This window comes from Salinimicrobium soli, from assembly GCF_048323655.1.
Lineage (GTDB): Bacteria > Bacteroidota > Bacteroidia > Flavobacteriales > Flavobacteriaceae > Salinimicrobium > Salinimicrobium soli.
The window spans coordinates 704,200-716,923 of record NZ_JBLUWW010000001.1; the positions used below are offsets into that span (position 1 = coordinate 704,200).

A 12,724-nucleotide genomic window follows, 5' to 3' on the forward strand; every position below is an offset into this window, starting at 1 on the left:
CAGTTGTCTTGAAAGAACACAAAGGAGCTTACGCTTTTAACAGTGACCATCACACCGTTGTTACTATTGGCACATTTGACGGAGTGCATGTGGGTCATCAAAAGATAATTGAAAGGCTGGTAAATACAGCCAAAATGAGCAACCTCGAGTCTGCTATACTTACTTTTTTTCCGCATCCAAGGATGGTGTTGCAGAAGGATGCCGATATTAAACTCATTAATACCATAGATGAACGCAGGGAGATCCTTGAAAAAAGTGGCGTAGACCACCTTATCATTCATCCTTTTACCCAGCAATTCTCAAGGCTAACCGCACGCGAATTTGTAAGGGACATCCTGGTGAATAAGTTGAGAGCCAAAAAGATCATTATTGGATATGATCACAGGTTTGGCCGCAATCGCACTGCAGATATTCACGACCTTCGGAAATTTGGGATTGAATACGGGTTTGATGTGGAAGAGATCTCCAAACAGGACATCGAGGAAGTGGCGGTGAGTTCTACCAAGATCAGGAAGGCGTTGCTCGAAGGGCAGGTGGAAAAAGCGAACCGGTACTTGAGTTATCCCTTCGCTTTAGCCGGAACTGTGGTGGAAGGAAGAGGCCTGGGGAAGGAATTCAATTATCCTACTGCTAATCTGGAAGTAAAAGAAGAATATAAGCTTATCCCTAAGAATGGTGTGTATGTGGTACGCACAGAGATAGAGGGTATTCCTGTTTTTGGAATGATGAATATTGGCACCAACCCAACGGTTGGCGGAACAAAAAAGACCATTGAAACTCACTTTTTTGATCTGGAAATGGATCTTTACGGCAGGTATCTCAGTATTCAGCTACTCACCCGCATCAGGGATGAGAAGAAGTTTGAGACCATTGAAGGCCTTAAGACCGCTATGAAACAGGATGAAGCTTTCAGCAGGCAGTATATACGGGATAATTATGCTCAATAAATGGCTTTTTAAACAAATTGATAATTCGGCCCTGGTCGTTTTCAGGATCATTTTTGGAGCCCTTTTAGCCATAGAGGCCTTTGGGGCTATTTTTTCCGGATGGATCAAAAGAGTCCTTCTCGAACCCAATTTCACCTTTAATTTTATCGGATTCGAATTTCTGCAACCGCTTCCCGGTAACGGGATGCTTTGGTATTACGCGGTAATGGGACTGGCGGGAGTATTTGTTATGATCGGTTTTAAATACCGCATCAGTATCTCCGTTTATACAGTGATGTGGGCATCAGTCTACCTCATGCAAAAATCCTCATACAACAACCACTACTACTTATTGATGTTGTTGTGCTTTTTAATGATCCTCTTGCCGGCTCACCGATATGCCTCAGTTGATGCCCGGATGAATCCTGAAATAAAGAAGACGCACATGCCTCAATGGGTATGGCTGCTGCTTGTGCTTCAAATGTGGATCGTTTACACCTACGCGGCTATTGCCAAGTTATACCCGGACTGGTGGGATGCAACTTTACCGGGGCTTCTCATGCGTGCGCGGCATCATTACTGGCTGGTGGGTGATTTCCTACAGCAGCAGTGGGTGCACTACAGCATTGCCTACTTCGGATTCTTTTTTGACCTCCTGATCATTCCGTTGTTGCTCTGGAAGCGCACCCGGATTTTCGCCTTTTTGGCTGCCGTCTTTTTTCACCTGTTCAACAGTTTTATTTTCCACATTGGGATCTTTCCTTACCTGGCGCTGGCTTTCACTTTATTCTTTTTCCCTTCGGAAAAGATCAACCGGCTTTTTCTGTGGAAGAAGCCATATTATTCAGAAGGCGAAATTATCGTTCCGCGACACCGGATACTGTTGATTTCCTTTTTGGGAATCTGGTTTGTGGTACAGATAGCACTTCCCGTAAGACATTGGTTCTTTCAGGATGATGTGCTGTGGACAGAGGAAGGGCACAGGCTGAGCTGGCGTATGATGCTGAGGTCTAAGGGCGGAGTAATTCAATTTAAGGTGGTGGACAAAGAGAAGCGCAGGGATACCATTTTTGTCAATCTTGAGGATTACTTATCGACCAAGCAATTACGCTCCTTACCTGCAAAGCCTGATCTTATCTGGCAATTCGCACAAAGACTGGAAAAAGAATATGCCGAAAAAGGTAAAAAAATAGAGGTCTATGTTGACAGCAAAGTAAGCATCAACGGGAGACCTTATCAGCCGTATATTGACCCTTCGGTTGACCTGGCTGCTGAAAAATGGCGTCATTTTAGCCATTCCCCCTGGATTTTGCCTTCTTCCATGGAATAAAGTACAGGGCTTTTGTTATTTTTGTGCCTTAAGCTGAAAATTCACTTCAGTAAACCTTCAAAAAACAGGATTTTATGTTACAGGTAGCCAATATTCGGGCGAATAAAGAGGCATATATTGAGGCCTTAAAAAAGAGAAATTTTGATGCTTCTCAGATCTTTTCCGAAGTGCTGGAACTGGATGAGACAAGGCGCGCGACTCAAACCGAACTGGATGAGACCCTGGCCGAATCAAATAAACTTTCCAAGGAGATAGGAATGTTGTTCAAGACCGGTGAACATCAAAAGGCGAACCGTTTAAAGGAACAGACATCAGAACTCAAGGAGAATTCTAAAGTGCTGGCTGAAAAATTGGCTGAGACCACGGCTGCCATGAACAGGCACCTGTACAATATTCCCAATATTCCGAATGAGATAGTGCCTGCGGGTGCTTCCGAAGAAGATAACGAGGAGGTCTATAAAGAAGGGGAGGTGCCGCAACTGGAGAAAGATGCGCTGCCTCACTGGGAACTTGCCAAAAAATACGATATCATTGATTTTGAACTCGGGAATAAGATCACGGGAGCAGGTTTTCCGGTATATAAAGGCAAAGGTGCCCGCTTACAACGCGCCCTGATCGCCTATTTCCTCGACAGAAACGTGGAAGTGGGGTATACCGAATACCAAATGCCGCTGATGGTGAATGAGGCTTCCGGGTATGGAACAGGACAGCTGCCTGATAAAGAAGGCCAGATGTACCATGTTACCGAAGATAACCTGTACCTGATACCTACTGCTGAAGTACCGGTGACCAACATGTACCGGGATGAATTACTCTCTGAAGCTGATCTTCCAATTGCCTGCACAGGATATACGCCATGTTTCAGAAGAGAGGCCGGATCTTACGGGGCACATGTAAGAGGTCTTAACCGCCTTCACCAGTTCGATAAAGTAGAGATCGTGCGTATCGAGAAACCGGAAGATTCCTATGCTGCACTGGATACTATGGTAGAGCACGTCAAGAATATCCTGCGGGAGTTGAAATTGCCTTACCGCATTCTGAGACTTTGTGGCGGAGACCTTGGTTTTACTTCGGCGCTCACCTATGATTTTGAAGTGTTTTCCACTGCACAGGATCGCTGGCTGGAAATAAGTTCAGTTTCTAATTTTGAGACCTTCCAGGCGAACCGTCTTAAGCTGCGCTACAAAACTGCAGACGGTAAAAAACAATTGGCCCATACCCTCAACGGAAGTTCTTTGGCCCTGCCTCGCGTTTTAGCGGGTATCCTGGAGAACTACCAAACTCCGGAAGGGATCAGGGTTCCGGAAGTACTGGTGCCGTATACCGGCTTTGATCTGATCAATTAATAATTGAATCTTAAAGATAGTGACCTCACCCGGCTTGCGCCGCAGTGAGGTCTTTTTGCTTTTTAGACAGCCATTTTTGGCAGAATAATAAGCTCAGCTTCAACATGTAAAGTGCAAATCCTTATCTTTATGAAAAATAGTTGCATGCGCATCCTCTACGTCATCCTCTTATTTTTCCTCTTACCCTTTTCCGGCTTTTCGCAAACCGAACAGCTGGCAAAAAATTATTTTGACCGCGGAGAGTTTGAAAAAGCTCTGAACATCTATCAAAAGTTACTTAAGGAAGAACCGGGGAATGCGTCACATTTTGCCGGACTTATCGCTACTCACCAGCAACTTGAACAATTTGAAAAAGCGGAAGAATTACTACAGGAGCGCATAAATAATACCGCCAATGCTCCGCATTACCTGGTAGAATTGGGTCACAATTACGAACTCCAGAAAAGGAACGAGCAGGCGGCACAGTTCTATGATGAAGCACTGCGCGCCATCGAATCCCGCCCGAACTACGCCTATTCCATCGCCCGCACCTTTGAAAAATACAGTCTCCTGGACCGGGCCGTGAAGGCTTATGAGCTGGGGATGAAAATGAATCCTGATGCCGAATACCACGTGCAGCTGGCAAGGTTGTATGGCGAGCAGGGAGAACTGGAAAAGATGTTCAGCAACTATATTGATGTTCTGGCTTTAAATCCCGGGTTGTTGCCCGGCGTGAGCAGGATCTATGGACAATTTATTACAGACGATCCCACTAATGAAGCCAATGTAATTTTCAAAAATCTGCTGCTGAAGAAACTTCAGGAAGACCAGAACATTCTTTTTAACCAGATGCTCAGCTGGCTCTTTGTCCAACAAAAGGAATATAAAAAAGCCTTTTTACAGGAGAAAGCTATTTACCGGCGTAACGACCAGGGGTTAGGTTCCATAATGCAGCTTACTACCCTTGCAAAGGAGGAAGGAGAATCTGAAACCGCCCTGGAGGTCCTGAATTTCATTATTGAGGAAACTCCGCAGGAAGACATAAAGATCCAGGCACATCAGCTGCGGCTGAATATTCTTCAGGATATTCTTCCGGAGGAGAAGTATGCTGAAATAGAAACCTCATACCGGGAGCTTCTGGAAACTTACGGCACCGGCTTCAGCACTCTTTCCCTACAAATTGACTTTGCCAATTTCCTCGCTTTTAAAGATGGCCGGGTGGAGGAAGGGGAGCAGCTTTTAAAAAGTTATTTAAAGAACAAGCTGAAAAAGTTTGAAGAGGCGGCAGTAAAAATGGCACTTGCAGACATACTTGTGCTGGATGAGAAGTTCAACGAAGCCTTGATCTATTTCACCCAGGTCCAAAACCTGGTAGAGAATGATGTGATTGCACAGATGGCGAGGTTCAAGGTGGCAAAAACGAGTTATTACAAAGGAGATTTTAAATGGGCGGTGATTCAGCTGGATGTGTTGAAAGCAGCTACTTCGCAGTTGATCGCGAATGATGCTATGGAACTGAGCCTGTTGATCTCCGAAAATTCCCTGGAAGATTCTACTCAAACAGCCCTCAAGAAATATGCACGTGCAGAACTGTTGGCTTTTCAGAAGAAAGAAGACGAAGCAATTCAACTACTAGATAGTGTTTTGCTGCAGCATAAAGGAGAAAAGATAGAGGATGACGCCCTTTTAGCCCAAGGTAAATTGTATGAGGAACAGGGGGCTTATGAAAAAGCTGAAGCAAACTATCTGAAGTTGATAGAATATTATAATGATGGTGTTTTGGCTGATAATGCCCACTTCCGGTTAGCCGAATTATACCTGAGAGAACTGGATGAACCCGAAAAGGCACGGGACTTTTATGAAAAAATAGTCTTTAATTACGCCGATAGTATTTACTTTGTCGACGCCCGGAAAAAATTCCGCAGGCTCAGGGGAGATGCTTTGGAATAGGGTGCCAAAAAATTAGAAAATCACGATATGTACATTTACAACGTTACGATCAATATACAGGAAGATATTCACGATGAATGGGTGGAATGGATGAAAAAGGAACACATTCCGGAAATGCTTGATACGGGAAAATTTTCCAGGGCCCTTATGACCCGCGTTATGGTGAATGAAGAAATGGGTGGCATCACCTATTCGGTCCAATATACTACCGAAAGTAAGGAAATGTTGCAGCGGTACTATGACGAAGATGCCGCTACACTTCGTGCAAAGACAAAACCTTTTGAAGGAAAATTTGTTGCTTTCAGGACCGAACTTCAGGTTGTTAGCGAACAGTAATAATTTCAATGGCCACAGGTCAAAATCCGGTACATGAAAAAGAACTTCCGAAAATACAGTCCTGGAAAAGGACAGCGGCCCAGTCATGAAGAAGCTGAAGGAGAGGTTAGAGCAAAAAAACATCTTGGGCAGCACTTCCTGAAAGATGAAGATGTAGCTGAAAAGATCGGCGACACCCTTAGTTATTCCGGATACAAACATGTGTTGGAAATAGGTCCGGGGATGGGAGTGCTCACTAAATATATCCTGCGGAAGGAGATAGATGTCCACGTAATTGAAATTGACACAGAAAGTGTGGCTTACCTGCAGGAGCATTATCCTCAGTTGCAGGGGAAGGTACACGAAAAGGACTTTTTGAAGCATGACCTCAGTGAGATCTTTGGGCAGGAGCAATTCGCCATCATAGGCAATTTCCCTTACAATATTTCTACCCAGATCGTTTTTAAGATGTTGGAGTTGCGGCAGTATATTCCCGAATTTTCAGGGATGTTTCAAAAGGAGGTAGCTCAGCGAATTTGTGAAAAGGAAGGCAGCAAGACCTACGGAATTTTGTCTGTACTCGTACAGGCTTTTTATGAGGCTGAATATCTGTTCACCGTGCCGCCGTCAGTGTTCAATCCGCCGCCAAAGGTGGACAGTGGAGTGTTGAGGTTGAGCAGAAAAGAGGATTTTTCACTGCCGTGTAATGAAAAACTATTTTTCAGGGTGGTAAAGACCGCTTTTCAGCAGCGCAGAAAAACCCTTCGAAACAGCCTTAAAAGCTTTGATCTTCCTGAAAATATTAAAGAAGATAGTATCTTTGGGCAGCGGCCGGAGCAGCTAAGCACCACACAGTTTATTGAATTGACCCAAATAATTGAACCCCATGCAGTTCGAGATTAATGACGAATACATTGAAAACATTCAGCATCTCATTGAAGAACACAGAGATGATGAACTGTTACTGCAGCTGGAGGAAGTCCACCATGCCGATATAGCCGAGATCATTGATGAACTTACTCTCGACGAGGCTACCTACATCATAAAATTACTGGACAGCACCCAGACTTCTGAAGCTCTTATGGAGCTGGAAGAAGACGTGAGGGAGCGTATTCTCGACAATCTTTCGGCGAAAGAGATCGCCGAGGAGCTTGAGAACATGGATACCGATGATGCTGCCGATATTATCGCCGAACTTTCCGAAGAAAGAAAGCAGGAGGTAATTGGGGAGATCATTGATGAGGAACATGCCGAGCACATTGTAGAACTGCTCCGATACGATGAGAATTCTGCCGGGGGATTAATGGCTAAGGAGCTTGTTAAGGTGAATGAGAACTGGAGTGTGACTGGTTGTATGACTGAAATGCGCGCCCAGGCTGAGAATGTAACCCGGGTTCATTCCATCTATGTAGTGGACGATAAAGGGAAACTGAAGGGTAGACTTTCTCTGAAAGACCTGCTTACCGCACCGAGTAAAGCAAATATCAGCGACATCTACATCCCTAAAGTTGATTATGTGAACGTGCATACCAAAGGAGATGAGGTAGCGCGTATCATGCAGAAATATGACCTTGAAGCGATCCCGGTAGTCGACGAGATGGGTCGCTTGGTAGGTCGTGTCACGATTGACGATATTGTGGATTTCATCAGGGATGAGGCCGAAAAAGATTACCAGATGGCGGCGGGTATCTCTGAAGATGTAGAGGCCGATGACTCCATTCTGAGGCTTACCCGGGCGAGATTACCGTGGTTGATCCTCGCATTGCTGGGAGGTTTTGTCTCTGTTACTGTTTTAGGGACTTTTGATGCCGCAATGCAGGAACATGCTGCTTTGTTCTTTTTTGTTCCGCTCATCGCAGCGATGGCGGGGAATGTGGGTGTACAATCTTCGGCTATTGTATTGCAAGGTCTCGCCAACCAAAGTCTAAGCGGTTCCCTGTTGAACCGGCTTATTAAAGAGATACTTCTGAGTTTATTAAATGGAGCTGCCCTCGCTCTTTTACTCATTGTAGGCGGAATTTTCCTGCTGGGATTTGATTTCTTGTTTGGATTGACTGTGGGAATATCGCTTATCTCGGTGATCGTGATCGCTTCGCTAATTGGAACGTTCGTACCTATTATTCTGGATAAATTCGGAATCGATCCTGCGATGGCAACCGGGCCTTTCATTACTACCAGTAATGACATTTTCGGGATCCTTATTTACTTTACCATCGCCAAAATGATCTTAGGTTTTTAGGACCTGTCGCTCGTTTTTCCCGGCTCAAATTTTTTACCTTAGTAGATCTTCTTCAGGAAGAGGTGTCAAAAATGCCATTTTATGAAAGCTATTGATCCAAAAGAAAAATTAACTCGCTTCAGCAATCACTGGCACCCAAGGCAAATAGGCGTGGTGAATGATATGCAGGTATTGGTGGCAAAGGTCAAAGATGAGTTTGTATGGCACCAGCATGATGAGGAAGATGAATTGTTCCAGGTATTAAAAGGAACGCTGTACCTTCAGTTTGAAGATCACACCGAAACCGTTAAGGAAGGAGAGATCATCATAGTTCCAAAAGGATTAAAACATTGTCCCATGACCAAAGATGGGGAGGAAGTGCATATCATGCTGTTCGAAAAGCTCAGCACCAAACATACCGGAGACGTAAAAGACAGCCTCACCCAATCTGACTATCCAAAAATCTGATTTTTCATGATCATTCTGCACGCAGACAGTAATCATCCTACTCTTATTCACCGGCTTCAGGAAGCGGGCCATCACAATATTGAAGCCTACAATCAAAGCCGGGAGGAGATCCTTGAAAATCAACATTTATATGATGGAATTGTAATTCGAAGCAGGTTCCGTATCAATAAAGAATTCATGGATGCAGCTCCCAACCTGAAATTCATTGCACGGGTAGGCGCGGGACTCGAAAGTATTGATGTAGAATATGCCGAAAAGCGGGGGATTGCTCTTTTTTCTGCACCCGAAGGTAATCGCAACGCGGTGGGAGAACATGCGCTGGGAATGTTACTTTCTCTATTCAACAACCTTAATAAAGCCGACAGGCAGGTGCGGGAAGGTTTCTGGTACCGCGAAGCCAACAGGGGAGTGGAGCTGGAAGGGAAAACGGTGGGGATCATTGGCTACGGAAATATGGGCCGATCGTTCGCCAAAAAACTCCGGGGATTCGATGTGAAGGTGCTTTGTTATGACATTCTGGATGGCGTGGGTGACGAATATGCCCGGCAGGTCTCTCTGCATGAACTGCAGCAGGAAATTGATGTGTTAAGCCTGCACACTCCCTGGACCGAGCTCACCAACCAGATGGTAAATTCTGAATTTATCAATGCTTTTGAAAAGCCATTTTGGTTCATCAATACGGCGCGCGGAAAAAGTGTGGTCACGGCAGACCTGGTGGAGGCCCTGAACAACAAAAAGATCCTGGGAGCAGGCCTGGATGTACTGGAGTATGAAAAATCCTCTTTTGAACACCTTTTTACAGGACCTGAAGTAATGCCCGAAGCTCTGCAAGAGCTACTGGTGATGGAAAACGTACTGCTGAGTCCGCATGTTGCAGGCTGGACCGTGGAATCTCACCGCAAGCTCGCAGATACGATTGCCACAAAGATCATAGAGCACTTTGGGGCTGCCGGGGAATAGATCCGGCTTTTTCAATGACTTTGTCAGATTGGTAATTTCGAACGTAACTTTTACTCTTTGCCTTGTGTTACTCTCTCAATATTTTCTCCAGTTTCTTTCCTCTTGCCAGTTCGTCTATTAATTTATCCAGGTATCTTATCTTTTGCATGAGTGGATCCTCGATCTCTTCCACCCTGTAACCACAGATCACTCCTTTAATTTTTGAAACGTTTGGATTTATCTGGGGTGCCTGGCCATAAAATTCTTCGAAATTGGTTTTTTGATCGAGCCTTTGCTGTAGTTCTTCCCGGCTATAGCCTGTGAGCCAGCAAATAATAGTATCCACCTCTTCCTTTGTACGGCCTTTCTTCTCTGCCTTGTTGACGTAATGTGGATAGACGCTTGCAAAGGACGTAGTAAAGATGCGGTGGGTTTTCATTGTAAAGCCGTTAATTTTATTGGGTAATAAAGGTAGTCATAAATGCTATTTTAGAGTACTTTTATTACTACGTTACCCAAAATTTGAAAAATGAGCACTCTTAAAACCACCTCAGATGTGAGCGGACAAGTGAAAAAATTGACAATTTTAAAAGTCTACTCCCTAATTTACATTTTTGGCTGTTTAGGTTTTGCATTACTTAATTGGAAAGTTCTGACTTATGAAGAAGGTTGGGGAATGGTGGGAATGATCGGACTGATTTCACTCGGACTTTTAGGTCTGATAGTAGATTTTATTTTAATAAAACTGATCCCGACAAAATGGTTGTTTCACCTAATCGAATTACTTATAGTTTTCTTTTTCTCAATCGAATTATGGATAAGCTTTAAAAAATAAAACTTTGGGTAACAACGTATAAAAAAAATGCTAAAACCTGTCTCGAATCGAAGCTTCCTGCTCGTTTGCAACGCCTGATTGTCCTGCGGACAATCACGCTCGCCAGCTCGCACTGTTTTTATACGGAACGTTGTACACAATGTAAACCGGAAATCTTGGGTTAATGACACAAGAAAATTATTCAATGTATGCTCGAAAAGAACTTCTTAGCTCTTTTCCCTACTTTTCTGACTACGAAAGGTTCGAAAATGATGTTTATATAGTGGAATTTCCCAGTCCGCATCAAACAGTCCTTCTGTGGGTTTCAACCCAAGATAAAGAAATAACAATCGGATTTGACCAAAATAAAGATTGTGTATGGCATATGCATATGAGCCAACTCGGCGCAAATGAAATTCAGGACGAACTGAAAGAAGTAATCCACTTAATTAAACGGATTATAAATGGGAGCGAGCTAATAGCTATCGATAGTGAAAAGGAAATTTACCTCACAAGTGACACTTTTGAAAATGAAAAAATTAAAAAATGGAATGAACTCTGACAACACTGTGCTCAACAACGATTAACACAAATTGCGGAATACCTGTCAAAAATGACATTTTTGAATACCTTTTAAAATAGAGTTTAACGGGCAGTTTTTTCTGTCCATCCCGCGACTTGCGTTATTCGGGACGTTGTACACCATTTTACCAACACATGAAGATTTACCTTTTCTTTTTAATAATCATTTGCTACAGTTGTAAAAACAACTCTGATATAAATAAAGCCAATGAAGAAGTAGACATTTCTTCTCTTTCCAAAATTGAGAGAGTAGATCTAGTCAATACTGGAAAAACAATTCCAAATGGAAAAATCACAACTAGTGATAGTTCATCAGTAGACATCAAATCATTTGAAGGAAAGCTTTTGATAATCGATTTCTGGGCTACCTGGTGTTCTCCATGTTTAAAAGAAGCTCCCGTGTTTAAGAGGTTAGCAACAAAATACAAAAGCTCAGATGTAGAATTTATTTCTATATCAATTGACCAGAACTTTAATGAATGGAAAAACTTTATCTCTGAAAAAAACTGGACAGGGAAGAATTATTGGTTTGGCATGCGAGAAGAGGACGCTTTCTTCTCTTTAGTCTATTCAAAAATTTTAATAAATAACAAAGAAGAGGTCTTAATTGGTCTGCCTAAATATATCTTCGTTTCTCCTCAGGGATTAATTTTGAATAATTCTAATCTAAGACCAAGTCGCCCTGAATTTGAACAGGAAATAATAAAATACCTAAATTAAAACGGTGTACAACAATGAATAACCCAAATTGCGGAATACCTCTCAAAAATGACTTTTTTGATCCTCTCCTGTTTTTGGAGTTTAAATTCGGGGAAACTGAAGAATGAAATTATTATTCCATCTCCACTTGGCCTTTACAAATTTTTAGTCGGTAGTTTCGATTCGTACTTTAGACCTATGTCCTCTTTAATTCTGTCGATTATTTTAATAATCTCGTGACTGGTATTCAGGGGTAATTTGGAACTTTCGATCTTCCCATTCCTAAGGCATTCATTTACTTCTTCTATCTCATAAATAAATCCATTTCCGTTATATTCAAGGTTAAAGACTTCCTGGTGTCCGTCCCGGGAAACTGTAATCTTTTCGGAATGATGAAAACTTCTGTGAAGTTTTAACGATCCATTACTTCCATAAATATATGCTTCAGTAGGCGTGTCAGCTTCTATGGTCGTTTCCAGAATGGCTTTTGCATCATTTTCATAATTCAAAAGCATCGAGCAGTAAGCATCCACACCGGTAGTGGTCATTCGGGCTGTGCTCTTGATCTCAAGAGGGATCCCTAAAGCCAGTATGCTTAAATAGATGGGGTATATTCCCAGGTCCATTAAAGAACCGCCTCCCAGTTCTTTATTGTAAAGTCTTCCCTCAGGATCGGTATTACCTTTAAATCCAAAATCAGCGCGCATAAACAATACATCACCGATCTCTTTATTCTCTAAAATTTCTAACAGCTTGTTGGTTGCCGGTATAAATCGTGTCCACATCCCTTCCATTAAAAACAGATTCCTGGACCGGGCTTCCCTGCTCATCATTTCTACTTCCGGAAAATTTAATCCCATGGGTTTCTCACACAGCACGCCCTTTCCTTTTTTTAAACACATCATGGTGTGCTCGAAATGAAAAGAATGTGGTGTAGCGACGTATATGACATCTATTTGCGGATCATCTGCCAGTTCCTCATAGGAGGTATAGAACTTAACGGAGTTATATTTCTCACTGAAACTTTTAGCCTTTTTCTCATTTCTGGATGCCACTGAATAGAGGACTGCATTTGGGGAAAGCTGCAGATCGGAAGCGAACTTATTTGCTATTTTTCCTAATCCTAAAATTCCCCAATTGATTTTTCTTTTCATGGGT

14 protein-coding genes are annotated in these 12,724 nt (G+C 43.0%); 12 read left to right on the forward strand and 2 right to left on the reverse strand.

Features of this window, described 5'->3' with window-relative positions:
* Nucleotides 1-8 precede the first annotated feature (8 nt).
* The 9 genes from ACNORC_RS03270 to ACNORC_RS03310 all read left to right on the forward strand — a co-directional run bounded on the left by ACNORC_RS03270 (nucleotide 9) and on the right by ACNORC_RS03310 (nucleotide 9,492).
* Nucleotides 9-947: a bifunctional riboflavin kinase/FAD synthetase gene (locus ACNORC_RS03270; protein WP_418334156.1), complete on the forward strand. Its 939-nt coding sequence runs from the start codon at nucleotides 9-11 to the stop codon at nucleotides 945-947.
* Nucleotides 937-2,256, forward strand: a complete 1,320-nt coding sequence (locus ACNORC_RS03275; RefSeq protein ID WP_418334631.1) for an HTTM domain-containing protein — start codon at nucleotides 937-939, stop codon at nucleotides 2,254-2,256. Before ACNORC_RS03270 ends, ACNORC_RS03275 begins: the two co-directional genes overlap by 11 nt.
* Before the next feature lie 74 nt (nucleotides 2,257-2,330).
* Nucleotides 2,331-3,602, forward strand: coding sequence for a serine--tRNA ligase (serS, locus tag ACNORC_RS03280; protein WP_418334157.1), 1,272 nt, complete (start codon nucleotides 2,331-2,333; stop codon nucleotides 3,600-3,602).
* Nucleotides 3,603-3,731: 129 nt separating this feature from the next.
* Nucleotides 3,732-5,531 carry a tetratricopeptide repeat protein gene (locus ACNORC_RS03285; RefSeq protein WP_418334158.1) on the forward strand — a complete coding sequence of 600 codons (1,800 nt, stop codon included), beginning with the start codon at nucleotides 3,732-3,734 and terminating at the stop codon, nucleotides 5,529-5,531.
* A gap of 27 nt (nucleotides 5,532-5,558) precedes the next feature.
* Nucleotides 5,559-5,867 (forward strand): DUF4286 family protein, encoded by a 309-nt coding sequence (locus ACNORC_RS03290; protein WP_418334159.1) that lies wholly within the window; start codon nucleotides 5,559-5,561, stop codon nucleotides 5,865-5,867.
* Nucleotides 5,868-5,900: 33 nt separating this feature from the next.
* Nucleotides 5,901-6,749, forward strand: coding sequence for a 16S rRNA (adenine(1518)-N(6)/adenine(1519)-N(6))-dimethyltransferase RsmA (gene rsmA, locus ACNORC_RS03295; RefSeq protein WP_418334160.1), 849 nt, complete (start codon nucleotides 5,901-5,903; stop codon nucleotides 6,747-6,749).
* Nucleotides 6,733-8,085 (forward strand): magnesium transporter, encoded by a 1,353-nt coding sequence (gene mgtE, locus ACNORC_RS03300; RefSeq protein WP_418334161.1) that lies wholly within the window; start codon nucleotides 6,733-6,735, stop codon nucleotides 8,083-8,085. The genes rsmA and mgtE overlap by 17 nt, the downstream gene beginning before the upstream one ends.
* Nucleotides 8,086-8,166: 81 nt before the next feature.
* The gene (locus tag ACNORC_RS03305; protein WP_418334162.1) at nucleotides 8,167-8,532 is read left to right on the forward strand and encodes a cupin domain-containing protein; all 366 of its coding nucleotides are present in this window, start codon (nucleotides 8,167-8,169) and stop codon (nucleotides 8,530-8,532) included.
* A gap of 6 nt (nucleotides 8,533-8,538) precedes the next feature.
* Nucleotides 8,539-9,492 carry a 2-hydroxyacid dehydrogenase gene (locus tag ACNORC_RS03310; protein ID WP_418334163.1) on the forward strand — a complete coding sequence of 318 codons (954 nt, stop codon included), beginning with the start codon at nucleotides 8,539-8,541 and terminating at the stop codon, nucleotides 9,490-9,492.
* 67 nt (nucleotides 9,493-9,559) lie between these two features.
* Here the strand turns inward: ACNORC_RS03310 and ACNORC_RS03315 are convergent, their stop codons facing one another.
* Nucleotides 9,560-9,910: a DUF2200 domain-containing protein gene (locus tag ACNORC_RS03315; RefSeq protein WP_418334164.1), complete on the reverse strand. Its 351-nt coding sequence runs from the start codon at nucleotides 9,908-9,910 to the stop codon at nucleotides 9,560-9,562.
* Nucleotides 9,911-10,000: 90 nt separating this feature from the next.
* On the opposite strand from ACNORC_RS03315, the gene ACNORC_RS03320 reads away from it, so the two are divergent.
* The 3 genes from ACNORC_RS03320 to ACNORC_RS03330 all read left to right on the forward strand — a co-directional run bounded on the left by ACNORC_RS03320 (nucleotide 10,001) and on the right by ACNORC_RS03330 (nucleotide 11,587).
* On the forward strand, nucleotides 10,001-10,306 hold the full coding sequence (locus tag ACNORC_RS03320; RefSeq protein WP_418334165.1) for a hypothetical protein: 306 nt from the start codon (nucleotides 10,001-10,003) through the stop codon (nucleotides 10,304-10,306).
* A 163-nt stretch (nucleotides 10,307-10,469) separates the two neighbouring features.
* Nucleotides 10,470-10,847: a hypothetical protein gene (locus ACNORC_RS03325; RefSeq protein ID WP_418334166.1), complete on the forward strand. Its 378-nt coding sequence runs from the start codon at nucleotides 10,470-10,472 to the stop codon at nucleotides 10,845-10,847.
* 155 nt (nucleotides 10,848-11,002) lie between these two features.
* Nucleotides 11,003-11,587, forward strand: a complete 585-nt coding sequence (locus tag ACNORC_RS03330; protein WP_418334167.1) for a TlpA family protein disulfide reductase — start codon at nucleotides 11,003-11,005, stop codon at nucleotides 11,585-11,587.
* A 134-nt stretch (nucleotides 11,588-11,721) separates the two neighbouring features.
* On the opposite strand, the gene ACNORC_RS03335 is transcribed toward ACNORC_RS03330, so the two are convergent.
* Nucleotides 11,722-12,720, reverse strand: coding sequence for a Gfo/Idh/MocA family protein (locus tag ACNORC_RS03335; RefSeq protein WP_418334168.1), 999 nt, complete (start codon nucleotides 12,718-12,720; stop codon nucleotides 11,722-11,724).
* Nucleotides 12,721-12,724: the final 4 nt, after the last annotated feature.

Excerpts from the sequence above, each read along its gene's own strand:
- ACNORC_RS03275 (WP_418334631.1), top strand. The coding sequence starts at position 937 with ATGCTCAATAAATGGCTTTTTAAACAAATTGATAATTCGGCCCTGGTC.
- serS (WP_418334157.1), top strand. The coding sequence starts at position 2,331 with ATGTTACAGGTAGCCAATATTCGGGCGAATAAAGAGGCATATATTGAG.
- ACNORC_RS03285 (WP_418334158.1), top strand. The coding sequence starts at position 3,732 with ATGAAAAATAGTTGCATGCGCATCCTCTACGTCATCCTCTTATTTTTC.
- ACNORC_RS03290 (WP_418334159.1), top strand. The coding sequence starts at position 5,559 with ATGTACATTTACAACGTTACGATCAATATACAGGAAGATATTCACGAT.
- rsmA (WP_418334160.1), top strand. The coding sequence starts at position 5,901 with ATGAAAAAGAACTTCCGAAAATACAGTCCTGGAAAAGGACAGCGGCCC.
- mgtE (WP_418334161.1), top strand. The coding sequence starts at position 6,733 with ATGCAGTTCGAGATTAATGACGAATACATTGAAAACATTCAGCATCTC.
- ACNORC_RS03305 (WP_418334162.1), top strand. The coding sequence starts at position 8,167 with ATGAAAGCTATTGATCCAAAAGAAAAATTAACTCGCTTCAGCAATCAC.
- ACNORC_RS03310 (WP_418334163.1), top strand. The coding sequence starts at position 8,539 with ATGATCATTCTGCACGCAGACAGTAATCATCCTACTCTTATTCACCGG.
- ACNORC_RS03315 (WP_418334164.1), bottom strand. The coding sequence starts at position 9,910 with ATGAAAACCCACCGCATCTTTACTACGTCCTTTGCAAGCGTCTATCCA.
- ACNORC_RS03320 (WP_418334165.1), top strand. The coding sequence starts at position 10,001 with ATGAGCACTCTTAAAACCACCTCAGATGTGAGCGGACAAGTGAAAAAA.
- ACNORC_RS03325 (WP_418334166.1), top strand. The coding sequence starts at position 10,470 with ATGACACAAGAAAATTATTCAATGTATGCTCGAAAAGAACTTCTTAGC.
- ACNORC_RS03330 (WP_418334167.1), top strand. The coding sequence starts at position 11,003 with ATGAAGATTTACCTTTTCTTTTTAATAATCATTTGCTACAGTTGTAAA.
- ACNORC_RS03335 (WP_418334168.1), bottom strand. The coding sequence starts at position 12,720 with ATGAAAAGAAAAATCAATTGGGGAATTTTAGGATTAGGAAAAATAGCA.